Genomic DNA, 24,764 nt, shown 5'->3' with positions numbered 1-24,764 from the left:
ACCTTATAATATACCACTAAATATGAAATTAAAAAATTTATGGTTAATAGCAGTTGCAATACTCATATACGCTTGCAATGCAGAAGAAACGAGATCGTGGGAAGTTACTTTTGATCCAAACAAGCCCAAAGATCCAAATGAACAAAGCATTATTAATGTGGCGGCAGGCAAATTCTATAAAATGAATGTTGTAGCCAACAGCGCCTACGCTGATAAAGCACCTCTTGATCCCTGGACATCCGGCACCAAACTGACAGATGAGGAGACCGGTACCCTCTCGACTAAAAACAGAGGAGTCGGTTGGGATGTACAAACAGTAGAAGTAATAATTGATTTGGGATCATTACGCAGTATCACAGAAGTATCAGTACATGCTATTTCCGATCCGACATCACAAATTGTATTCCCTGCTCAAATAGAAGTATCAACCAGCAAGGACAAAAGCCAATGGGAAAAAGCAGCCTCACCAATTACCTATTCCGACAGTAACGGAAAGTCGGACGCTTGGGGAAAAACAGACTTTAGTAATGTAGCATGCAGATATGTGAAAGCGACTCTCAAATCTTCAGCTTCCACCAGTACGATGATGCTCATCGACGAAATCAAGGTAATGGGAGAATTTCATAATGACATGAAGTACGTCCCCGAAAAAGGATGTTATCATGGAGCATTCCCACCATTATACGGATTCGATCCGGAAGACCGCGAAGGAAGTACTGACCAGTGTGCCGTTGCCTTATTCGAAAAATTGGTAGGAAAGCAACTATCTATGATCTTATGGTATCAGAATATGGAACCAGGACGAAATTTCAGCGAAATGCAAACAGTACGTGAGAAATACTGGGGAAAAAACTATCAGGGCAAATACCGATTCTTCCTTTACGGATGGCTGCCCGTTATTCCCACCCAGCAAATGGCAAATGGCGAACTTGACGATTTTCACAAATCATACTTCGCCGAAGTAGCTGCCCAAAAAGTACGTGACATGGGACCTATCTGGTTCAGACCAGCCAACGAAATGAATGGAAGCTGGACTCCGTATTACGGAGATCCCACAAACTATGTCAAGGCTTGGAGACGTATGTATAACATTGCAGAACAGTTGGGTGTCACTGCCTACAATGTCTTCGTATGGTCACCCAACAGTGTAAGCATGCCGGGTACGGAAGCAAACGCAATGAAAAACTATTACCCGGGAGATATGTATGTAGATTGGCTGGGAGTAAGCTGTTATCCACCATCGCTTAGCGCTACTTATCCGGAAGAAAGAAGATATCCGCTCACGCTGATGCAAGGAATCAAGCAAGTATCGGCAGACAAGCCTATCATGATTAGTGAAGGAGGATACTCCAGTACATGCGACCACCAGAGATGGGTAAGAGAATGGTTTAAGCTGAAGGATGAAGAGCCACGCGTCAAGGCCGTCGTATGGGAGAATCACGAAAATGCAGAGAATGGTGACCGCCGCCTGCAAAGTGACCCTCTGGCACTTGAACTGTACAAGGAACTCGTCCAGGATCCTTACTGGCTTGATTTGATCCCGGATGCTGTGTACAGTGAAATTGAAACAAGAAAGAATAATTCAAAATAATCAAAGACAACAAGTATTTTAGTATGAAAAGACTAACTCCATATAGCTGGCTGATTCTGATTATATTCTCCTCCTGCCTGACCCGTAATAAAGTAGCAAGTACTGATAAACAGATAGAAAGTTTATTATCGCAAATGACTTTGGAAGAGAAAATTGGAATGTTGCACAGTAACACGATGTTTTCAAGTACCGGTGTTCCAAGGCTTGGCATCCCCGACCTGCACTACTCCGACGGACCTCACGGAGTAAGATTTGAGGGAGTAGCCAATGGGTGGGAATCCGCCCAATGGGATAACGACGCATGTAGCTATCTACCTGCATTAAGCGCCTTAGCATCTACTTGGAACCGTGATCTGGCACAGCTATATGGAGAAGTTCTTGGAGCTGAATGTAAAGCACGCGGCAAGCATTTGAGTCTGGCTCCGGGAGTCAACATTCACCGTTCCTTACTTAATGGACGTAATTGGGAATATTTCAGCGAGGATCCCTTCTTCTCCGGTGAACTGGCTGTTCCATATATACAAGGAGTACAGTCACAGGGAGTAGCCTCTTGTGTGAAGCATTTTGCTCTAAATAGCCAGGCATACAATCAGTACAAAGTGAGTGTAGAAGTAGACGAACGTACCTTACATGAGATTTATCTTCCGGCTTTTGAAGCTGCCATACAACGAGGTGGAGCCATGGCAGCCATGGCGGCATATAACAAGGTTCGAGGGTTGTGGTGTACGGAAAGTCCTTATCTTCTTGATACTTTACTTCGTGATGAACTAGGGTTTGACGGATTAGTCGTATCAGACTGGAATGCAGTCCATAACACAGAGCGAACAGCTCTGTGTGGTATGGATGTCGAAATGGGAACAAGCATCAAAGAAAATGGGAAATATGCTTTCAATAAATATTATTTGGCCGATCCTTTATTGAAGAAAGTACGTAATGGAGAGATTCCGGAAGAAGCTGTCAACAAAAAAGTACGTAATATTCTGAAATTGATGATTCGACTTGATTTAATAGGACAAGCTCCTTATGACACCACAGGTATGGCAGCTAAACTTGCAATACCAACTCATACCAAGGCTGCCAGAAAAATAGCGGAGGAATCATTGGTATTATTGAAGAATTCCAAAGATATGCTACCACTAGACCCGGCACAATACAAGAATGTCGCAGTGATTGGCGCAAATGCAACCGAAGTATTTGCAGCAGGAGGTGGCAGTACAAAACTTAAAGCTAAATATGAAGTTACTCCTTTGGAAGGGCTACAAAATCTTTTAGATGGAAAAGCCCGGATCGAATATGCACCCGGCTATCAATTGAATAAAAAGGCATATAAGGTTGGCCATTGGTTCACGAACGAATTTGATAAATTCGATGAAGAGTTATATAAGAAAGCAATCAATACAGCTGCTCAAGCAGAATTGGTAATCTATATAGGTGGAACCTCCCACGAACATGGTTCTGACTGTGAAGGGTATGATAAACCGAATTTAAAGCTTCCCTACCAACAGGACAGATTATTAAAAGGTATCCTGGAGGTTAATCCCAACACTGTAGTGGTACTAATCTCCGGCGGCCCCGTCGAGATAGGAGAATGGTATAATGATGCTACGGCATTACTGCATGGCAGTTTTCTAGGGATGGAAGGAGGAAACGCACTGGCACGTACATTGTTTGGAGAAGTCAATCCTTCGGGAAAATTGACTACTACCTGGTGTAAGCGTCTGGAAGATATGCCCGATCACGTATTTGGAGAATATCCGGGTATAAACGACACCGTCCGTTTCAAAGAAGGGCTTATGGTCGGCTACCGCTACTTCGATACTTACCGTGTAGTCCCCCAATTTGAATTCGGTTATGGATTATCCTATACCACTTTTACTTATTCAGACATAAAGATGAAACCTGTATGGAAAGACTCGGACACAGAATTTGCCGTATCATTCACCATTACTAACACAGGAAAACGATATGGCCAGGAAATCGCACAGTTATATTTGCATCAAAACAAATGTTCTGTAGAACGCCCGCTTAAAGAATTAAAAGGGTTCACTAAGGTTGGCTTAAAACCGGGTGAATCCAAACAAGTCACTATCAAGTTACCGCGCCGCGCCTTACAATACTACGATACCGAAAGTAAACACTGGAAAGACGAACCGGGTATATTTACAGTATTAATAGGCGCATCGTCACGGGACATCAAATTACAGAAAGATTTCGAACTGAAAAAATAAAAACACATGGGAAACAATAACCTTATAAGCAGCAAAAAGACATACTACATATCAATTGCAATTCTGGCAGGGATGTTCTTTATCTTTGGATTTGTATCGTGGGTCAATGCCATACTGATTCCATACTTCCGCATATCCTGCGAACTGACACATTTCGAATCCTACTTTGTCGCCTTTGCATTTTATATCGCCTACTTTGTAATGGCTATCCCCTCGGGAGTACTTCTCAAGAAAGTAGGATTCAAGCGAGGTATTATGTATGGTTTTATGCTTACCGCCTTAGGAGCTTTCTTATTTGTCCCGGCAGCATTGGCCCGTCAGTTCGAGATATTCCTGGCCGGTCTGTTTTCCATCGGCACCGGATTAGCCATATTGCAAACTGCTGCTAATCCTTATGTCACTATTATCGGTCCTATTGATAGTGCCGCCAGACGAATCAGTATTATGGGAATATGCAATAAATTCGCTGGTATCGTCTCACCACTCATATTTGCTGCATTGATATTAAATGTTACCGACAAGGAGCTTTTTGCCACTATAGAATCGGGGACTTTAGACATAGTCACAAAGAACGCTATGCTTGACGAATTAATACAACGCGTCATTGTGCCTTATGCTGTTCTAGGCGTTATTTTACTGCTTACCGGTATCGGTATCCGTTACTCCATTCTGCCTGAAATCAATACAGACGAAGAAAACAGCACGGAAGATACAGGTAGCCACCATCACACCAGAAAAAGTATTTTCGACTTTCCTTACCTTATCTTGGGAGCAGTGGCTATATTTCTTCATGTAGGAACACAAGTTATCGCAATCGATACAATCATCAATTATGCCAATTCGATGGGTATGGACCTGCTCGAAGCTAAAACATTTCCCTCATATACATTGGCCTGCACTATGATTGGTTACCTGCTGGGTATCCTGTTAATACCGAAATATGTTTCACAGAAAAATGCACTTATAGGTTGTACCATCATCGGATTACTCCTTTCATTCGGAGTTGTATTTGCAGATTTTGAAGTAACTCTGTTCGGTCATCATGCCAATGCCTCCATTTTCTTTCTGAATGCATTGGGTTTCCCGAATGCTTTAATCTACGCAGGTATCTGGCCACTTTCCATTCATGGACTGGGGAAATTCACCAAAACCGGTTCCTCTCTTCTTATCATGGGATTATGCGGCAATGCCATTCTGCCTCTGATATATGGTCATCTGGCAGATATGTATAGTCTGCGTTTCGGCTATTGGGTATTGATTCCCTGCTTTTTATATTTGGTTTTCTTTGCAGTTAAAGGTCATAAAATAGACTCCTGGAAATAAATTAAAAACGAAATAATATGGAAAGACTCATCATAACAAATGGAAAACTCATTCTGCCAACAGGCATAGAAATGGGCCAAATATTGATATGTGAAAATGGAAAAATTGAGCAGATTATTCCCAATGAGAGCTATCAACCGCTCGTCGGTGACAAAGTAATAGACGCCCGTCAGAATTATGTCTCACCAGGATTCATCGACATGCATATCCACGGAGGAGGAGGACATGACTTCATGGATGGCACTGTCGAGGCTTTTCTCGGAGTGGCCGAGACACATGCCAAGTATGGTACCACTGCAATGGTTCCCACCACACTTACCAGCACTAACGAGGAGTTAATGACGACGTTTACCGTATATCGGAAAGCTAAAGAAATGAATGTCAATGGTTCGCAGTTTATCGGTTTACATTTGGAAGGACCTTACTTTTCACCGAAACAATGTGGTGCGCAAGACCCGAACTTCCTGAAAAAACCGCAAGTAGAAGAATATAATGCCATTCTGGAAGCCTCAAAAGATATTATCCGTTGGAGCATAGCTCCAGAGTTGGAGGGTGCTCTAGCACTAGGGAAAACTCTGCAACAACATCATATTCTCCCCTCCATCGCTCATACCGACGCGATTTATGAAGAAGTTGAGGAAGCCTTTACAGCAGGTTATACACATGTGACCCACCTTTATTCGGCTATGTCATCAGTGACTCGCAGAAATGCTTTCCGTTATGCCGGAGTAGTAGAAGCCGCCTACTTGATTGAAGATATGACAGTGGAGATTATTGCCGATGGCATACATCTTCCGAAACCTCTGCTCCAATTCGTATACAAATTCAAAGGAGTTGATAGAACAGCCCTCTGCACTGATGCCATGAGAGGAGCGGGTATGCCGGACGGTGAATCGATATTAGGCAGCCTCAACAACGGGCAGAAAGTCATTATCGAAGACGGAGTGGCCAAAATGCCGGATCGGACAGCTTTTGCCGGTAGTGTTGCAACAACTGACCGACTGATTCGAACCATGGTATATTTAGCCGGTGTTCCTCTCATTGACGCTGTTCGTATGATGGCCCTGACGCCCGCCCGTATTCTTCATATTGACAAAGAAAAAGGCTCTTTAGAAATTGGTAAGGATGCCGACATAGTCATTTTTGATAATCAAATAAATATAAATAATACAATATTAAAAGGCCATGTTATCTATACTAAATGAAACTAAGACCAAAGTTTTTCAGCAGGAACAATTAACAGTTCGAATTTTTCCATCCATTCAAGAGATGGGCAGTGTAGCCGCAAAAGAAGTCGGCGACCAAATTTGTCGCTTATTGGAAAGCAAACCGGAGATAAATATGATTTTCGCCGCTGCCCCCTCACAAAATGAGTTTTTGAGTCATCTGATTCATGACAAACGCATCGACTGGACCAGAATAAACGCTTTTCATATGGATGAATACATCGGTATACATCCGAAAGCCGCACAAAGTTTTGGACATTTCCTTAGAATTCGTATCTTTGACAAAGTTCCTTTCAAGAAAGTCAACTATCTGAATGGCCTGGCAGAAAACCTTGAAGAGGAATGTCAGCGATATGCAGAGTTGCTGACTAAGCATCCGGTTGACATCGTTTGTCTGGGAATTGGAGAAAATGGGCATATTGCTTTCAATGATCCGGATGTAGCAGATTTTAATGATCCCAAACTTGTAAAAGTAGTTGAACTGGACCCAATATGTCGCCAACAGCAAGTCAATGAAAAATGCTTCAAGACACTAGACTTAGTACCCAAAGAAGCTTTAACACTCACGATACCGGCTTTGCTAAAAGCTGAATGGATGTTTTGTATCGTCCCGTTCAAAAATAAAGCTCAAGCAGTCTATCAGACTGTTTATGGTGAAGTTTCAGAAAAATGTCCGGCCAGCATATTGCGAAGAAAAGAAAATTCTTCGTTATATTTGGACCCGGAAAGTGCAGAAAGAATTAATTTATAAAGGATTATGAAAAACAGAATCTCATTTCTTCTTATACTACTGGCTATCAGCTTCAGTATACACGCACAAAAAGTTATGCGGATCGGAATTATTGGTCTGGACACATCCCATTCCACCGCTTTCACCGAATTGATTAATAGTGGTTCGGATGAGACCTTTTCCAAAGGTTTTAGGGTAGTGGCAGCTTATCCGTACGGTTCAAAGACGATTCAATCCAGTTACGAACGAATCCCCGGATACATTGAAAAGGTCAAAGCAAATGGTGTGGAAATCACCTCATCAATAGCAGATTTACTGGAAAAAGTAGACTGTGTCCTTTTGGAAACCAATGACGGCAGAATACATTTGGAACAAGCCGTCGAGGTATTCAAATCAGGTAAGATATGCTATATTGACAAACCTATCGGAGCTACTTTAGGAGATGCAATCGCTATTTATGAAATGGCAGAAAAATACAATGCACCTGTTTTCTCCTCTTCTGCTCTTAGATTTACTCCTCAAAACCAGAAATTAAGAAATGGAGAATTTGGCAAAATCCTTGGAGCCGATTGTTATTCTCCTCACAAGGTGGAACCAACGCATCCGGATTTTGGTTTCTATGGTATTCATGGAGTAGAAACATTATACACAATTATGGGGACAGGATGCGAATCGGTCAACCGGATGTCTTCAGATAGAGGGGATGTAGTAGTAGGACGATGGAAAGATGGCAGAATCGGAACTTTCAGAGCGATTATAAAAGGACCGCAAATTTATGGTGGAACTGCTTATACTTCAAAAGGAGCAGTAGCCGCAGGAGGTTACCAAGGTTATAAAGCGCTTCTTGAGCAGATTCTTAAATACTTTCAAACAGGAATTTCACCTATCTCCAAAGAAGAGACAATCGAAATATTCACTTTCATGAAAGCATCCAATATGAGTAAAACAGAGAATGGAAGAATTGTTACATTGGAAGAAGCTTATCAAAAAGGTTGGAAAGATGCCCGAAAACTAATCAAAACTTATAAATAGTAAGAGAATGAAATCTATATATAAAGGGACTGGCATTATAGCAATTTTATTTATAGTCGTTTCTTGTTCTTTCTCGAAAAAGCAAGCTGCGAATAGGATGGAGACAAATGGTATACCCCAATTGGAAATAGTAGTACTCGATCCCGGACATTTCCATGCCAGCCTGCTTCAAAAAGAGACATTGACAGATGTCAGTGACACCATCCGGATATATGCCCCCGAAGGAACAGGCGTCAATCAATATCTGGAAAGCATTGATTCTTATAACCAGCGGGCGGAATCTCCTACGACATGGAAAAAACAAGTATATACCGGAGATGATTATCTTCAGAAAATGCTTGCCGATCATAAAGGTAATGTAGTAGTATTGGCTGGAAACAATCAAAAAAAGACGCGCTATATCATGGAGTCTATCAAAGCCGGATATCATATCCTTGCCGATAAGCCACTGGCTATCAACCCACAAGATTTCAAGTTATTGACAGAAGCCTATCAACTCGCCAAAGAAAAGAATCTTCTTTTATACGATCTGATGACGGAACGATATGATATTCTCAATATCATAGAAAAAGAGCTTTTACATCAGACGGAATTATTCGGAGATTTACAAAAAGGTTCACCGGACAATCCATCTGTCATAATGGAAAGCGTACATCATTTTTTCAAGACTGTTTCCGGCAAACCATTAATTCGCCCGGCATGGTATTATGATGTAGAGCAACAAGGAGAGGGCATTGCAGATGTTACAACACATCTGATCGACCTCATCAACTGGCAATGTTTTCCTGATGAAACGATTCATTATCTATCGGATGTCACTGTGAATGCCGCCAAACACTGGCCAACTCCAATTACATTAGCAGAGTTCAGTCAATCGACACAAATCGATTCTTTTCCTGCTTATCTTAACCGATACATAAAAAACGATGTATTGGAAGTGATGGCAAACGGAAGTCTCAACTATACCGTTAAAGGGATTTGTATAGGAATAAAAGTCACATGGAATTATACTCCACCCACTAACGGAGGAGATACATTTACTTCCATAAAGAAAGGAAGTAAAGCCACTTTAAAAATCGTTCAGGATGAAAAAAATGGATTTGTAAAAGAACTATATATACAGAAAGAATCGGACATTGACAATCGGACATTTGAAGCTCAATTGCAAAAAACAGTGGAACAGCTTCAAATAACTTATCCGTTCTTATCTGTCAAAAACAAAAAGAATGGAACTTATCTGATTGACATACCACAGGAAAAACGATTAGGACACGAAGAACATTTCAGCAAAGTGGCAAAGGCTTTCCTGCATTATGTACACAATCAGGATATGCCGGAATGGGAAAATGAAAATACACTAGCTAAATATTACATTACTACTACTGCTGTAGAAATGGCAAAGAAAGAAAGGAAACAAATAAACAAAACAATAGGTGTTAGAAACAAGATGCAAATATTATGAAAATGAAGCCATGTTTCATGGCTTCATTCCTCATATCATGGGGACCCGATTCGATATCCTGCTCATTCATTCCGATATCGACCGATTGAATACACTTTGGGCAGATATCACCTATGAGCTGGAGCGATTGGATAAAATATTAAATCGTTTTGATCCTCATAGTGAAGCTTCCAAGATTAATAATCATGCTTCTCAAAGCAAGATTCAAATCAGCAAAGAGATGGAATCAATCTTACAGCTTTGCTCATACTATTATGAGACCACTTCACACTTATTCGACATTACATTAAAAGACTTCTCCAGAATACAACTTCATGAACATTCATGCATCTCCTTTATATCTCCTGATATTTCACTTGATTTTGGAGGTTTTGCCAAAGGATATGCTTTGAAAAAAATAAGAAAATTCATTGAACAGGAGAATATTAGTGATGCATTTGCTAATTTTGGAAACAGTTCGATCCTGGGTATGGGACATCATCCTTATGGAAATTGTTGGAAAGTCAGTTTTCTGAACCCGTACAATCAGTCTCTTCTAAAAGAATTCGATCTGCAGGATACAACATTATCCACTTCCGGTAATACGTTACAATATACCGGACACATTATGAATCCGCTTACAGGCATATTTAATGAACAACGAAAGGCAAGTTCTATCCTGTCCCCCGACCCGTTGGAAGCCGAAGTTCTTAGTACGGTCTGGATGATTGCCAATGAACAGGAACAAAAAAAGATTTCAGAAAAGTTCAATAATATACAAGCAACCCTATACAATTTATGATATGAAAGAACATAAAGAAAAAGGAGTAGACTTAGGACTCAGACAATTCATCAAAAGCCTGGGATACGTTGCCGGAGGAACCGCATTATTGGCGACCACCCCTTGGCTGACTTCCTGTACTCCGGAGAAACTACAAGAGATCAAGCATGAGAAAGCACGAATCGCTTTGATTGGTACCGGGTCCAGAGGACAATACCACATCCATAACCTCAAAGAAATACCTCATGCACAAATTGTTGCCGTATGTGATAATTATGCACCCAATCTTCAACAAGCATTGGAACTTTGTCCGGATGCAAAGTCATATACGGATTACCGCAAACTACTGGAATCGAAAGACATCGATGGAGTCATCATATCCACACCACTAAACTGGCATGCACCTATTGTATTGGACGCATTAGCTGCCGGCAAACATGTCTTTTGCGAGAAAGCAATGGCACGTACCCTTGACGAGTGCAAGGCTATCTATGACACTTACAACCAGTCAGACAAGGTTCTCTACTTTTGTATGCAGCGAATGTATGACGAGAAGTACATCAAGGGAATGCAGATGATCCATTCCGGTCTCATCGGAGATGTAGTAGGTCTTCGCTGTCACTGGTTCCGTAATGCAGACTGGCGTCGTCCGGTTCCTTCACCAGAGCTGGAACGCAAGATTAACTGGAGATTATACAAAGAGAGCTCCGGAGGATTAATGACGGAATTAGCATGCCATCAGTTGGAAGTTTGTAACTGGGCAGCCAAAAAAATGCCGGAATCCATTATGGGAATGGGTGACATTGTATACTGGAAAGACGGACGAGAAGTTTATGATAGCGTCAATGTCACTTACAGATACTCGGATGGAGTTAAGATCGCATACGAATCATTGATTTCCAATAAGTTCAACGGAATGGAAGACCAAATTCTGGGAAGTAAAGGAACCGTGGAAATGGCAAAAGGTATTTATTATCTGGAAGAAGATCATTCAACTTCGGGTATCCGGCAACTGATTGACCAGGTAAAAGACAAGGTCTTTGCCGCCATCCCGACAGCAGGTCCTAGTTGGCGACCAGAAACAAAAATGGAGTACACACCACACTTTATCATTGATGGAGATATCCACGTAAACAGCGGATTGAGTATGATCGGAGCAGACAAAGACGGTTCGGACATTATCCTGTCTTCTTTCTGCCAGTCATGTATCACCGGAGAGAAAGCACAGAATATAGTTGAAGAAGCATATTGTTCAACGGTTCTTTGTTTACTTGGAAATCAGGCCATGGAAGAACAACGCCACATATTCTTTCCTGACGAATATAAAATACCTTATATGAAATTCTAAACCATGAAAGATATTATCATCACATCCCAAAAGCTGAAACGAGAAAGAAATATCTATCTTCTAAGTTTCATACTTGCGTTTATCGTCAATGTTATTGCAATCATTGTCTATTCCCGACCATGGATCGAAGTAATTTCTCAAATCGGATATGTGATTGTCATCAGCATTTTCATTTATTTCATCCTATGGATTCCCCGGGGAATTCTTAGCGTCCTGATCCGTCTTTTCCGAAGAAAAAAATAAGAAATTTACGTTTTTTGAGGGAGAATTGACGGAAATACTCATTCACATATCCTAATAACAACCTAATTTTGGAGAAAAATAGATACTATGACAACAAGAAGAGATTTCATCAAAAAAACAGTAGCAGGTACAGCTGCACTTTCTTTAGGAAGCATACTTCCAGGGTTTGGTTCCAGCCGATATCAAGATATTCTGGGGGCTAATGAGAAAATACGTATCGGAGTTATTGGCGTAAATTCCAGAGGCAGTGCTCTCGCGCAAGGATTTGCCAAACAACCCGATTGTGAAGTAACTTACATTTGCGATGTAGACTCAAGAGCACTTGAAAAATGCCAGGCTGCGATTCACAAACTGACCGGACGGACTCCAAAAGGAGAAAAAGACATACGCAAAATGTTAGAATCCAATGAGTTTGAGGCAGTAGTAATCGCCACTCCGGATCATTGGCATGCTAAAGCAGCCATTATGGCTATGCAAGCCGGCAAACACGTTTATCTGGAAAAACCAACCAGCCACAATCCGGCAGAAAATGAAATGTTGGTTAGAGCCACTTTAAAATACAATCGAATCGTTCAGGTTGGCAATCAACGCAGATCATTCCCGAATGTAATCAAAGCGATGGAGGAAATCAAGTCCGGCACCATCGGAAAAGTGAGATATGCCAAATCATGGTATGTCAACAACCGTCCTTCTATCGGAACAGGTAAAATCATTCCCGTACCGGATTATCTGGACTGGGATTTGTGGCAAGGCCCTGCCCCGCGTGTACCCGATTTCAAGGATAACTTCATTCATTACAACTGGCACTGGTTCTGGAACTGGGGAACTGGAGAAGCTTTAAATAACGGTACTCACTTTGTCGACATGCTTCGCTGGGGACTAGGTGTGGATTATCCAACCAAAGTAGATTCGATCGGAGGACGTTATCGTTTTCAGGATGATTGGCAGACGCCGGATACACAGCTTATCACTTTCCAGTTTGGCGACGAAGCATCTTTCTCCTGGGAAGGACGTAGTTGCAATACGATGCCGGTAGACGGATATGGAGTCGGTACTGCATTCTATGGAGATACGGGCACTCTTTTTATTGGTGGCGGTAACGAATATAAGATAGCAGATATCAAAGGCAAAACGATCAAGGAGGTAAAGAGTGATTTGAAGTTTGAAACCGGAAATCTCCTGAATCCTTCAGAAAAGCTGGACTCTTTCCACTTCCGGAACTGGTTTGATGCTATCCGCAAAGGTACTAAGTTAAACTCCGGAATTGTAGATGCCTGTATCAGTACCCAGCTAGTACAATTGGGCAATATCGCTCAGCGCGTCGGTCATTCATTACAAATCGATCCGGGAAGCGGCCGTATTCTCAACGATTTGGAGGCTAATAAGCTCTGGGGAAGAGAGTATGAGAAAGGATGGGAAATACGAGTTTAATCCCGACTCCATTTTCCTGTTTTTTCATTAGGTTATAATTTTACAGAAAGACATATCTAATAAAGATATGTCTTTCTGTTTCCCTTCGCAAAGCTGATTTATACCCTTTTAACACACGGAATATTCCCCGTTTTTCATCGAAATCTCTTTTATTTTTGTATTTTTGCGTGCGTATGCGTTAATATTATAGTATATACAAATTTATGAGTGACGAAATCAACGAGATAACGGAAGGACATTCAGACTACAAACCGGCGGACACGCGGGACGAAAACGTAAAGCATCAGTTAACAGGCATGTACCAGAATTGGTTTCTGGACTATGCTTCATACGTTATACTGGAACGTGCCGTACCTCATATCAATGACGGTTTAAAGCCTGTGCAACGACGTATTTTACATTCAATGAAACGTCTGGACGACGGACGGTATAACAAAGTGGCTAACATTGTGGGACACACCATGCAGTTCCACCCCCACGGTGATGCTTCTATCGGAGATGCCCTGGTACAGTTGGGACAGAAAGACCTGTTGATCGATTGTCAGGGTAACTGGGGTAATATCCTCACCGGAGACGGCGCAGCTGCTCCCCGTTATATCGAAGCACGCTTGTCCAAGTTTGCGCTGGATGTTGTCTTCAATCCCAAAACTACCGAATGGAAACTTTCTTATGACGGACGAAACAAGGAACCGGTCACTCTTCCTGTGAAATTCCCGTTATTATTAGCACAGGGAGTGGAAGGTATCGCCGTGGGACTTTCTTCCAAGATCTTACCACACAATTTCAACGAACTTTGTGATGCCTCTATCAGCTATTTACGCGGAGAGGAATTCCAACTATATCCTGATTTCCAGACAGGAGGCTCTATCGATGTAGCCAAATACAACGACGGAGAGCGTGGCGGAGCCGTGAAAGTACGTGCCAAGATCAACAAGATTGACAATAAAACGCTTGCTATCACAGAAATTCCATACGGAAAGACAACTTCGACAGTAATCGACTCTATCCTGAAAGCTGTTGATAAAGGAAAGATCAAAATTCGTAAGGTAGACGACAACACGGCTGCCAACGTAGAAATATTAGTACACCTCGCACCCGGCACCTCATCAGATAAAACGATTGATGCTCTGTACGCTTTCACTGACTGCGAAGTAAGTATCTCGCCCAACTGCTGTATCATCGATGATAGTAAGCCGCATTTCCTCACTGTGAGCAAAGTCCTGAAAAAGTCGGCAGACAATACGATGGATTTGCTGAAGCAGGAGCTGGAAATCAAGAAAGGAGAAATTCTGGAATCCCTGCATTTCTCTTCTCTCGAAAAGATATTTATCGAAGAACGCATCTATAAGGATAAAGAGTTCGAGCAATCCAAAGACATGGATGCAGCCTGTGCACACATCGACGAACGTCTGACACCTTACTATCCGACATTTATCCGTGAAGTTACGAAAGAAGATATTCTCAAGTTGATGGAAATCAAAATGGGCCGTATCCTGAAATTCAACTCAGACAAAGCGGATGAACTGATTGCCAATATGAAAGAGGAAATTGCCGAGATTGATAACCACCTGGCTCACATCGTGGATTATACAGTCAACTGGTATCAGATGCTGAAGAACAAATACGGCAAGAATTTCCCGCGCCACACGGAATTGCGAAACTTCGACACCATCGAAGCAGCCAAAGTAGTAGAAGCAAACGAGAAACTCTATATCAACCGTGAAGAAGGATTTATCGGAACGACCTTGAAGAAAGATGAGTTCGTAGCCTGCTGTTCGGATATCGACGATGTCATTATCTTCTTCCGTGATGGTAAGTATATCGTCACCCCCGTTGCCGATAAGAAATTTGTCGGTAAGAACGTTCTTTATGTCAATGTATTCAAGAAGAACGATAAACGTACGATCTACAACGTAGCCTACCGCGACGGAAAAGAAGGAACGACCTACGTAAAACGCTTCGCCGTAACTTCCGTGGTCCGCGACCGCGAATATGATGTGACACTGGGAACTCCTGATTCACGGATTACCTATTTCAGTGCCAACCCGAACGGAGAAGCCGAAATTATCAAGGTGACATTGAAGCCGAACCCACGTGTACGCCGCATCATCTTCGAGCATGACTTCAGCGAAGTCAGTATCAAGGGACGCCAGGCACGGGGGGTAATTCTCACCCGCTTGCCGGTACACAAAATATCCCTGAAACAGAAAGGCGGCTCTACTCTCGGTGGACGTAAAGTCTGGTTCGACCGTGACATACTTCGCCTCAACTATGATGGACGCGGCGAATATCTGGGAGAATTCCAAAGTGACGACTCCATACTGGTTGTGCTGAACAACGGTGACTTCTACACCACTAACTTCGACTTGAGCAATCACTACGAAGACAATGTGAGCATCGTTGAGAAATTCGATCCGCACAAGATATGGACTGCCGCACTTTATGATGCCGATCAGCAGAATTACCCGTACCTGAAACGTTTCTGCTTCGAGGCCTCCAACCGCAAACAGAACTATCTGGGAGAGAATAAGAATAATCGCCTCATCTTGCTGACCGACGAATACTATCCGCGCCTGGAAGTTATATTTGGCGGACACGACAGTTTCCGTGATCCGTTGGATATCGACGCAGATGAGTTCATTGCCGTCAAAGGGTTTAAAGCCAAAGGAAAACGTATCACGACCTATGCCGTAGATACGATCAACGAACTTGAACCGACCCGCTTCCCCGAACCTGCGCAAGAGCAACAGGCCCCCCCGGAAGAGGAACCGGAAAATCTGGACCCGGACAGCGATAAGAGCGAAGGCGATATTATTGATGAGATCACCGGGCAGATGAAATTATTCTGATGAAGAAAAAACTAATATACCTAGGGCTGACAGGATGCATCCTGTTCGCCCTTTGCACCAGATTACAAGCGCAGATTGACAGTCTGCAAACCCATCGGTATGTAACACGTGCCACCATGTACGGTGTAGGATTTACCAACGTATTCGACACCTATCTTTCGCCGCAGGAATACAAAGGAATCGACTTCCGTATTTCCCGCGAGACGATTCGGATGACCAAGTTATTCGATGGAAATGTGTCTGTACAGAATTTCTTTCAGGCAGACATCGGTTATACCCACAACCGTGCCGACAACAATAATACCTTCTCCGGATTAGTCAACTGGAATTACGGATTACACTACCAGTTTCGGCTGACGGAGAATTTCAAATTATTAGCCGGAGGATTGATAGATGCCAACGGAGGCTTTGTCTATAATCTCCGGAACACCAACAATCCGGCATCCGCACGGGCATACGTCAACCTGGATGCCTCCGGAATGGCTATCTGGCATTTGAAAATCAAACGGTACCCGATGGTATTACGCTATCAGGTCAACCTACCGGTGATGGGAGTGATGTTCTCACCGCACTACGGACAATCTTATTACGAGATATTCTCTTTAGGAAATTCGAGTGGAGTGATAAAGTTCACCTCCCTGCACAACCAGCCTTCACTGCGTCAGATGCTCTCCGTCGACTTACCGATAGGATATACCAAAATGCGATTCAGCTATCTGGCCGATTTGCAACAATCCAATGTAAACAATATCAAGACACATACCTACTCGCACGTATTCATGGTAGGATTTGTGAAAGACCTATACCGTATCCGAAACAAAAAAGGAACAGCTTTGCCTTCATCGGTCAGAGCCTACTAAGAGAACAAAAATTTAATGTTGAAACTTCAAGTGAGATCAATTAAGAATGAGAAATAAGATTAGACAAATGCTTTGGCTGCTCTGTTGTCTTCCGGTATTGACCGGTTGCATCGGAGAAGAAGACTACGCCAATGATCCTGTAGGAAACTTCGAACAACTATGGAAGATCATCGACGAACAGTATTGTTTTCTGGAAGCAAAAGGTATTGACTGGGATGCCGTTCGCGACAAATATAGCCCACTGATTATTCCGACAATGTCTAATGACGATCTGTTTGACATCCTAAGCCAGATGCTATACATTTTAAAAGACGGGCATGTCAATCTATCCTCTGCCAAACGTACTTCTTTCTACGATGAATGGTATCAGGGTTACGACTGGAACTACCGGGAAGACATTCTCTATCAAACTTATCTGGGTAGTGCCAGTACAGGATACTACACATCCGCCGGTTTAAAGTATAAAATATTCGATAACAACATAGGATATATTCGTTACGAAAGCTTCAGCTCCGGAGTCGGAGACGGCAACTTGGATGAAGTTCTTCTCTACCTGGCCACCTGCAACGGATTAATCATCGATGTACGTGATAACGGAGGCGGAAACCTGACCAATTCCACCCGGATCGCCGCCCGGTTTACCAACGAGAAAGCGCTCACCGGATATATACAGCATAAAACCGGACCGGGACATAATGATTTCTCCAAGATGGAGCCGATCTATCTGGAACCATCCAACAGTATCCGGTGGCAAAAGAAAGTAATCATCCTGACCAATCGTCGCTGTTATAGTGCTACCAATGACTTTGTGAATGCGATGCGTAGCTTAAACAAAGACAATAAAGATAAACGAATCATCCAGTTAGGTGACTGGACCGGAGGCGGTTCGGGACTTCCTTTCTCGTCGGAATTACCTAATGGATGGAGCATCCGTTTCTCCGCCAGTCCGCATTTCGATAAAAACAAGCAACCCTTGGAAGAAGGTATTGAACCGGATATTGCTATCAATATGTCTGAATCAGACCAACTTAAGCACAAAGACACTCTGATTGAAAAAGCATTCGAAATCTTAAGTGAATAACTTTATTGTCGAATTATTTGCCAAATCAGAAAATCTTCCTATCTTTGCACCGCTAAACAAAAAAGCTACACATGCGGATGTGGCGTAATTGGTAGCCGCGCCAGACTTAGGATCTGGTGCCGTGAGGCGTGTAGGTTCGAGTCCTATCATCCGCACACTTTCTATAGTATAAATAGACAAAAAAGCCTCTAAATGAATATTTAGAGGCTTTTTTATATCCTTTTCACAGGTTATTAAAAAAATGCGGTAACATTCTCGGTGACGTGCGGGTCCCTTTCATGGTTACTTCTTTGTTTTATTCGCATGTTTGGCTATAAACTCCTTAGGTAGAATACCATAAGCTTTCTGGAATACACGAGTAAAATAGGAAGCTGTACTAAAACCTACACTATATGCAACCTCATTTACCCTCATATCGGTCTCCAACAATAATTGACAGGCTTTTCGCAGACGGTAATTCCGTAAATAATCGCCTGGTGTTACACCTCCTATGGCTTTAAGCTTTCTTTGTAGGTGAGAACGGCTGATATTGAAAATATCAGTTAATGATTCTACCGAGAAATTTTCGTCTGCGATATGCTTTTCTATTTCTTCATTTAACTGACTCAGAAATAGCTCGTCATTTTTACTGGTAACTAATGAAGAGTAAGAAATAAAAGGAGAACGATTAAAGGCGTCAAGCACAGTTCTACGATTCTCGAGTAAACTTATGATTTGCGCCTTCAGAAATGACACAGAAAACGGCTTTTCGATGAAAACATCCGCACCGGAGTGTAATCCTTCTATCTTAACTGCATTTTCAGTTTTAGCTGAAAGTAGAATAATTGGTATATGGTTATAATTGAGATCCGACTTCAATTTCTTAGTAAATGAGATACCGTCTATCCCTGGCATCATAATATCTGAGATTATAATATCATAGCTATTCTCTTCTAATAATAACATTGCTTCCTCGGCATTGAAAGCGGTATCGGCAGCATAGTCTTTGTGCAAAGAGTTCTTTATAAATGATGCCATTTCGATATTATCCTCGACAATTAGTATGCTGTTTTTGTTTTCTGACACACTTCTATCTTTTATTATTTCCTTTTCGAGAGGAATACTATCAAGTTCGGATTTATGCTGGCATAGAAGTGGTAAATCGGAAAAATTGAATATAAATGTAGCTCCCCCAGCTTCATTGTCTTTTACAGTAATATTACCGTTTAACATCTCTGCTAGTTTTTTAGCCAAAGATAATCCCAGGCCGGTACCCATTTTCCCACTATCATTTTGTACTTGATAAAAAGGATCAAATATCAGTTTCTTATAAGTATCAGAGACACCATTGCCATTGTCTTCGACAAAAACAGAATAAGTTGCATCTTTATTCTTTACGAGAGATAAGACTATCTTATCTTTAGTATATTTGAGTGCATTTGTAAGCAAATTCCCTATTATTTTGATTAATGCATCTGTATCTGAATTTACTATAAATTCATCTTGAGGGAGCTGGAGAATAAAATCAATATGCTGCTTCTGCGCTGTTTTACTGATGCGTCCGTACAAATCCGTTAAGAGATGGCGCAAATCTACTCTTGCCGGATTTATAATATATTGAGTTGAGTCCATCTTTCTAAAATCCAGTAACTGATTAATCAAATCAGTCAACCTGTCACAATTCTTTTCGATTATCAATATATTCTCTTTAGTCTCAGGGCTTCCTTCTCCTGAATTAACAACTTCCTCCAAAGGCGCAGAGATTAAGCTCAGCGGAGTTCTTATTTCGTGAGCTATAGTAGTGAAGAAATCTATTTTCGATTTAAAAGATAAATTTTCCTGTTCGGTCTTGAATGCTTCCAATTGCTTTTCTTGTTTTGCCCGACTTTTCTTTATGTAAAATGAGATAATCAAATAAGCCATAACCAAAATCAAAACAACATATACAATCTTGGCAGGAATGGATAACCAAAACGGGGGTAATATCTCTATCTCCACTTTTGCCCCTTCTTCATTCCATAATTCGTCATTGTTAGAGCCTTTCACTCTGAATAGATATTTACCAGGAGATAAATTTACATAAGTCACACTTTGTTTATTTCCTACATAATTCCACTCAGTATCCGTCCTTTCCAACTTATATGCATATTTATTTTTCGAGTGTGCTATATAGCTTAAGCTTGTATAAGATATGGAAAAAGAGGACTTGTTATAGGGTAATATTATCTTTTGCTGCTTGTTTAATTTTTGCTGTATGGCTTCATTCAGTTCCGAATCTCCATTACCTAGAATATCAATCTGAGATATTTCGATTGACGGCAAAACTGTATTCTTATTTTTATTGAGATCTTGTGGATAAAATGAACTGAACCCATTAATTCCGCCAAAGTAGAATTTTCCATTTAAAGCCTTATAACTTGATTTATAATTGAACTGGTTACTCTGCAATCCATCGTCCCTTGTATATAGTTTAATATTATGCAGATCTGATATGTTCATCCGGATTATTCCCTTATTCGAACTCATCCACCAATTGCCTTGTGGATCATCTAATATGCCATATATTACCCCATTGGGCAAACCATCAGTTTCGGATATATTCTTAAAACTATCGGTTTTATAATCGTAAAAGAAAATACCTTGTCCCTCGCTTGCGAATAACAACGTTTTTTTAGAGTCAATATAAATATTAGTTAATTTACTCTCTTTTAATGGATTACTATTATCGCATATTGAATCGTAACATATCCACTCATTAGTTGGTATATGATATCTTATGACTCCTGAACCGTAAGTTGCTAACCATAGATTACCAAAATCATCCTCTTTTATGTCGTATATAAATTTCGAAGCCTGCTCTATGTTAATGAACTCATTTTTATACCTATCGTACTTATTCAATCCAGCATGAGTTCCTACATAAATATCTCCATTTTTAGTTTTACATAAGGCGTATATTCCATCATCATTAATACTGTTCTTCCTATCAGAACTGTGTTTGAATACAGATAGAGACTTCGTTTTAGTATTATATACATGAATCCCTCTCGCATAGGTACCTATCCATAGGTTATCTCCATCTATCAATAAAGCATGCACGTTATAGTACGATCCTTTTATCGGTTGAGTGATAGTTTGATCTTTCGTATTAAAGTAATTTACACCTCCATTTTCCGTAGCTATCCATAGATTCTCATTTTCATCTTCACAAAACTGTCTGATTGTCTTTCCCGATAAGGATCCGGACAAGATGTCGGGATAATAGGTGTCTATACTGAATACACTTGGACTTAAGTAATTTACTCCACCCGAATATGTACCAATCCATATTCCCCCTTCCCTATCTTTGTAGATTGAACCAATAGCCTGATCGCTCAAACTATGATAAGAATTAGGAATGTCGATTCGCTTGGATGTTCTATTTTCAATATCGAACATATATAATCCATTGTCTGATCCTACGAGCAGAGCATTGTCCCGATATTGGCAAATAGCCATAATACGTGTTACGGCAGAAGACTCTTTATTTGAACTAAGAAAAGTAGTATATGCATTTGACTGTTTTTTGTATAAACGCAGACCTTTACCCCATGTTCCAAGCCATAAGTCACCATTGGTATCTTCGACGATTGTTTGTGTCTCATGCTCGGAGTTATCATAGAGACTATATAATCTTTCTATCGGATCAAAAAAGCCTGTATTTGAATTATACCTGAGCAATCCAAGTCTAGTACCTACCCATATATTATCAGAGGCATCTCCGTATATAGACCATACTATATTTGAGTCGAAATCATATCCGTTTACCCTCACCCTCTTCAACTCATTCTTTTCGGGATTATAAGTATAAATACCTTGCGAATTGGTCCCTATCCATATATTTCCTTTGCCATCCTTAAAAATAGTGGTTACAGTATAGGTAATTTTAAAATTATCGGCAGTTGTATTTTCCACTTTTTCAAAAGTCTCGTCGGCTATGTCCATTATATAAAGTCCTGCTTCTGTACCTACATAGAGCTTATTATTATCACCCTCTATCATACAATGTATAATATTATTCCCTATCGTCTTCTCTTTCCGAGGATTATGTCTGAATACCTTGAAACTATTCCCATCGAATTTATTTAAACCATCTTTTGTCCCAAACCACATAAAACCTTTCGCATCTTGCATGATACAAAAGACAAAATTTGCAGAAAGTCCATTATCCACCTGCAACTTCTTGAAATGAAAATTAGAGTATCCCTGCGAAAAAGAGGCAATGCTATAAAGAGAGAGGCAAAGCAAGATGTACAAATAGTGATTTTTCATATAAAGAATGGTATAACGTGAAAGTTTCGACAAATATACGCTTTTATCAGTAGTGGAAAAATATCAATTATTATTTATTTATATCACATTTTAGTCAATATAGCTACAGAAACCTTTTATTGCCATTTTTTTACCCAAATATATCACCTCTGCAATAGTGAATTTATCTATTTTTGCCATCAATCAAGTTGAGAGCTTGTTAACCCTATTTTAATATAAAGATAAGTTTATAACCATATATTCAATACCATGGAAAAACTGACAAACAAGAAAATACCGCTTATCAAATATGCAGTAATCTTCCTTTCTTTTGGAAACAGCATTCAGGCTTCACATTCCTACAGCCTTTAAATATTTAAACTAATTACATACAAAAATCTATTATCAATGAAAACATTTCTTTTATTAATTATTTTACTCTTTTCTTCCATATCATCATTTGCGCAGTGGAAACCTGTGGGTGATAAAATTAAAACGGTTTGGGCAGAAAAAATTGACCCTAATAATGTTTTGCCAGAGTACCCTCGTCCGATAATGGAACGCGATAAGTGGCAAAATCTGAATGGTTTGTGGGATTATGCCATTTTGCCTATGGGACAACAGGAACCTCAGACGTTCGATGGAAAAATTCTTGTTCCTTTTGCAGTAGAATCAAGCCTTTCAGGTGTCCAAAAAGAACTGGGTAAAGAAAAAGAGCTATGGTATAGACGTACGTTTACAATTCCCTCCGATTGGAAAAGCAAAAATGTAATACTACATTTCGGAGCAGTGGACTGGAAAGCAGAAGTTTACCTTAACAATATTAAAATAGGAAGTCACACTGGAGGATATACTCCTTTTTGCTTCGATGTAACCCCATTCCTTACTTCAGGAAATCAAAAACTGGTAGTTAAAGTATGGGATCCTACAAGCGATAGCTCTATACCAAGAGGCAAACAAGTGACTAATCCTAATGGAATATGGTACACACCTGTTTCAGGTATTTGGCAAACTGTCTGGTTGGAACCAGTAAATAACAAGCACATTGTCGGCATTACCCCCATTGCCAATATAGACAATAACAATTTAAAAGTGAAAGTGTGTACAAAGAATACGGAGTCATCTGATATTGTAGAAGTAAAACTAAAGGATAACAATAAAGTGATCGCTTCGGCAAAAGGCGTTGTAGGACAGACATTGGATATCGCTATTCCGAATGCGAAACTTTGGTCGCCCGAATCTCCATTCCTTTACGATCTGGATGTTACCCTCATCGAAAGGGGAAAATCAGTAGATAAAGTCAGTAGTTATGCCGCAATGCGCAAGGTGTCGAAAAAACGCGATGCAAATGGCATAATACGTATACAATTGAACAATAAGGATATATTCCATTTTGGACCATTAGATCAGGGATGGTGGCCTGACGGACTTTATACAGCACCAACAGATGAAGCATTGAAATATGATATTGTGAAGACAAAAGACTTCGGATACAATATGATTCGCAAACATGTAAAAGTAGAACCAGCACGTTGGTATACTCATTGCGACCGTTTAGGTATACTCGTATGGCAAGATATGCCGAATGGAGATCAAGGACCTCATTGGGATATGCACCACTACTTTGATGGAAAAGAGGTCACGCGTTCTATCGAATCGGAACAAAATTTCCGCAAAGAATGGAAAGAAATAATGGATTATTTGATGCCATATCCGTCTATTGCTATATGGGTTCCGTTCAATGAGGCATGGGGACAGTTCAAAACGCAGGAAATTACAGAATGGACGCAGTATTATGACCCATCACGTCTAGTAAACCCGGCAAGTGGCGGCAATCATTATCTTAAAGTTGGAGACATTCTCGATTTCCATAAATATCCTTCACCAGAGATGATGATGTATGATAACGAACGAATTACTGTTATCGGTGAATATGGAGGAATAGGTATGCCGCTTACAGATCATTTATGGCAACCAGATAAAAACTGGGGATATGTACAATTCAAGAGCGCAAAAGAAGTTACAGACGAATATGTGAAATACGGACGACAATTACTGAATTTGGTAAAAAGTGGAATATCCGGTGGTGTATACACACAAACTACAGATGTCGAAGGAGAAGTAAATGGCTTAATAACTTATGACAGAAAGGTTATTAAAGTAGAGGAAGATCGTATTAGAAAGATTAACCAGGAAATCATCAATTCACTGTCTGAATAAAGAAGGTATCAAAGGGATTAGACGAAGCAGAATAGTATTTCAAGTATAATAATAAATAACTAAAACTATGTAAAACAACAAATTACGAATAAGTACAATCGAAAAATCGAA

At 40.7% G+C, this 24,764-nt stretch carries 16 protein-coding genes and 1 tRNA gene; 16 read left to right on the top strand and 1 reads right to left on the bottom strand.

The window, feature by feature from the left end; translation table 11 throughout:
• Positions 1–22: 22 nt before the first annotated feature.
• The 15 genes from H8796_RS08305 to H8796_RS08235 all read left to right on the top strand — a co-directional run bounded on the left by H8796_RS08305 (position 23) and on the right by H8796_RS08235 (position 18,319).
• Entirely contained in the window at positions 23–1,591 is a 1,569-nt protein-coding gene (locus tag H8796_RS08305) for a glycoside hydrolase family 26 protein (RefSeq protein ID WP_117932187.1), read from the top strand.
• Positions 1,592–1,614: 23 nt separating this feature from the next.
• A complete protein-coding gene (locus H8796_RS08300) occupies positions 1,615–3,819 on the top strand; it encodes a beta-glucosidase (RefSeq protein WP_117932189.1) in 2,205 nt (734 codons plus the stop codon).
• 6 nt (positions 3,820–3,825) lie between these two features.
• Positions 3,826–5,142, top strand: coding sequence for a sugar MFS transporter (locus H8796_RS08295; RefSeq protein ID WP_004305154.1), 1,317 nt, complete (start codon positions 3,826–3,828; stop codon positions 5,140–5,142).
• 17 nt (positions 5,143–5,159) lie between these two features.
• On the top strand, positions 5,160–6,347 hold the full coding sequence (gene nagA, locus H8796_RS08290) for an N-acetylglucosamine-6-phosphate deacetylase (protein WP_117932191.1): 1,188 nt from the start codon (positions 5,160–5,162) through the stop codon (positions 6,345–6,347).
• Positions 6,328–7,119, top strand: a complete 792-nt coding sequence (locus tag H8796_RS08285; protein ID WP_117932193.1) for a glucosamine-6-phosphate deaminase — start codon at positions 6,328–6,330, stop codon at positions 7,117–7,119. The genes nagA and H8796_RS08285 overlap by 20 nt, the downstream gene beginning before the upstream one ends.
• Positions 7,120–7,125: 6 nt before the next feature.
• Positions 7,126–8,130 carry a Gfo/Idh/MocA family protein gene (locus H8796_RS08280; protein WP_117932195.1) on the top strand — a complete coding sequence of 335 codons (1,005 nt, stop codon included), beginning with the start codon at positions 7,126–7,128 and terminating at the stop codon, positions 8,128–8,130.
• A gap of 7 nt (positions 8,131–8,137) precedes the next feature.
• Positions 8,138–9,592 (top strand): putative oxidoreductase C-terminal domain-containing protein, encoded by a 1,455-nt coding sequence (locus H8796_RS08275; protein WP_117932197.1) that lies wholly within the window; start codon positions 8,138–8,140, stop codon positions 9,590–9,592.
• Positions 9,593–9,602: 10 nt separating this feature from the next.
• Entirely contained in the window at positions 9,603–10,373 is a 771-nt protein-coding gene (locus tag H8796_RS08270) for an FAD:protein FMN transferase (RefSeq protein WP_117932508.1), read from the top strand.
• A 1-nt stretch (position 10,374) separates the two neighbouring features.
• Entirely contained in the window at positions 10,375–11,700 is a 1,326-nt protein-coding gene (locus tag H8796_RS08265) for a Gfo/Idh/MocA family protein (RefSeq protein ID WP_117932199.1), read from the top strand.
• 3 nt (positions 11,701–11,703) lie between these two features.
• Positions 11,704–11,943, top strand: a complete 240-nt coding sequence (locus tag H8796_RS08260; protein WP_004309603.1) for a hypothetical protein — start codon at positions 11,704–11,706, stop codon at positions 11,941–11,943.
• A gap of 87 nt (positions 11,944–12,030) precedes the next feature.
• Positions 12,031–13,374, top strand: coding sequence for a Gfo/Idh/MocA family oxidoreductase (locus H8796_RS08255; RefSeq protein WP_117932201.1), 1,344 nt, complete (start codon positions 12,031–12,033; stop codon positions 13,372–13,374).
• Positions 13,375–13,577: 203 nt separating this feature from the next.
• Positions 13,578–16,223, top strand: a complete 2,646-nt coding sequence (locus H8796_RS08250; protein WP_117932203.1) for a DNA gyrase/topoisomerase IV subunit A — start codon at positions 13,578–13,580, stop codon at positions 16,221–16,223.
• Positions 16,223–17,083: a DUF3316 domain-containing protein gene (locus H8796_RS08245; protein WP_008642868.1), complete on the top strand. Its 861-nt coding sequence runs from the start codon at positions 16,223–16,225 to the stop codon at positions 17,081–17,083. The genes H8796_RS08250 and H8796_RS08245 overlap by 1 nt, the downstream gene beginning before the upstream one ends.
• A 46-nt stretch (positions 17,084–17,129) precedes the next feature.
• Positions 17,130–18,164 (top strand): S41 family peptidase, encoded by a 1,035-nt coding sequence (locus H8796_RS08240; protein ID WP_117932205.1) that lies wholly within the window; start codon positions 17,130–17,132, stop codon positions 18,162–18,164.
• Positions 18,165–18,237: 73 nt separating this feature from the next.
• A tRNA-Leu gene (locus H8796_RS08235) sits at positions 18,238–18,319 on the top strand.
• 127 nt (positions 18,320–18,446) lie between these two features.
• Here H8796_RS08235 and H8796_RS08230 read toward each other — a convergent pair.
• On the bottom strand, positions 18,447–22,454 hold the full coding sequence (locus H8796_RS08230; RefSeq protein ID WP_117932510.1) for a two-component regulator propeller domain-containing protein: 4,008 nt from the start codon (positions 22,452–22,454) through the stop codon (positions 18,447–18,449).
• A gap of 387 nt (positions 22,455–22,841) precedes the next feature.
• On the opposite strand from H8796_RS08230, the gene H8796_RS08225 reads away from it, so the two are divergent.
• Entirely contained in the window at positions 22,842–24,653 is a 1,812-nt protein-coding gene (locus tag H8796_RS08225; RefSeq protein ID WP_117932207.1) for a glycoside hydrolase family 2 protein, read from the top strand.
• Positions 24,654–24,764: the final 111 nt, after the last annotated feature.

Origin of the sequence: Bacteroides sp. M10 (assembly GCF_014334015.1) — a bacterium.
Taxonomy (GTDB): domain Bacteria; phylum Bacteroidota; class Bacteroidia; order Bacteroidales; family Bacteroidaceae; genus Bacteroides; species Bacteroides intestinigallinarum.
This window is presented reverse-complemented; position numbering and strand designations above follow the sequence as displayed.

Excerpts from the sequence above, each read along its gene's own strand:
- H8796_RS08280 (WP_117932195.1), top strand. The coding sequence starts at position 7,126 with ATGAAAAACAGAATCTCATTTCTTCTTATACTACTGGCTATCAGCTTC.
- H8796_RS08255 (WP_117932201.1), top strand. The coding sequence starts at position 12,031 with ATGACAACAAGAAGAGATTTCATCAAAAAAACAGTAGCAGGTACAGCT.
- H8796_RS08230 (WP_117932510.1), bottom strand. The coding sequence starts at position 22,454 with ATGAAAAATCACTATTTGTACATCTTGCTTTGCCTCTCTCTTTATAGC.
- H8796_RS08225 (WP_117932207.1), top strand. The coding sequence starts at position 22,842 with ATGAAAACATTTCTTTTATTAATTATTTTACTCTTTTCTTCCATATCA.
- H8796_RS08250 (WP_117932203.1), top strand. The coding sequence starts at position 13,578 with ATGAGTGACGAAATCAACGAGATAACGGAAGGACATTCAGACTACAAA.
- nagA (WP_117932191.1), top strand. The coding sequence starts at position 5,160 with ATGGAAAGACTCATCATAACAAATGGAAAACTCATTCTGCCAACAGGC.
- H8796_RS08265 (WP_117932199.1), top strand. The coding sequence starts at position 10,375 with ATGAAAGAACATAAAGAAAAAGGAGTAGACTTAGGACTCAGACAATTC.
- H8796_RS08300 (WP_117932189.1), top strand. The coding sequence starts at position 1,615 with ATGAAAAGACTAACTCCATATAGCTGGCTGATTCTGATTATATTCTCC.
- H8796_RS08270 (WP_117932508.1), top strand. The coding sequence starts at position 9,603 with ATGTTTCATGGCTTCATTCCTCATATCATGGGGACCCGATTCGATATC.
- H8796_RS08260 (WP_004309603.1), top strand. The coding sequence starts at position 11,704 with ATGAAAGATATTATCATCACATCCCAAAAGCTGAAACGAGAAAGAAAT.
- H8796_RS08275 (WP_117932197.1), top strand. The coding sequence starts at position 8,138 with ATGAAATCTATATATAAAGGGACTGGCATTATAGCAATTTTATTTATA.
- H8796_RS08285 (WP_117932193.1), top strand. The coding sequence starts at position 6,328 with ATGTTATCTATACTAAATGAAACTAAGACCAAAGTTTTTCAGCAGGAA.
- H8796_RS08240 (WP_117932205.1), top strand. The coding sequence starts at position 17,130 with ATGAGAAATAAGATTAGACAAATGCTTTGGCTGCTCTGTTGTCTTCCG.
- H8796_RS08245 (WP_008642868.1), top strand. The coding sequence starts at position 16,223 with ATGAAGAAAAAACTAATATACCTAGGGCTGACAGGATGCATCCTGTTC.
- H8796_RS08295 (WP_004305154.1), top strand. The coding sequence starts at position 3,826 with ATGGGAAACAATAACCTTATAAGCAGCAAAAAGACATACTACATATCA.
- H8796_RS08305 (WP_117932187.1), top strand. The coding sequence starts at position 23 with ATGAAATTAAAAAATTTATGGTTAATAGCAGTTGCAATACTCATATAC.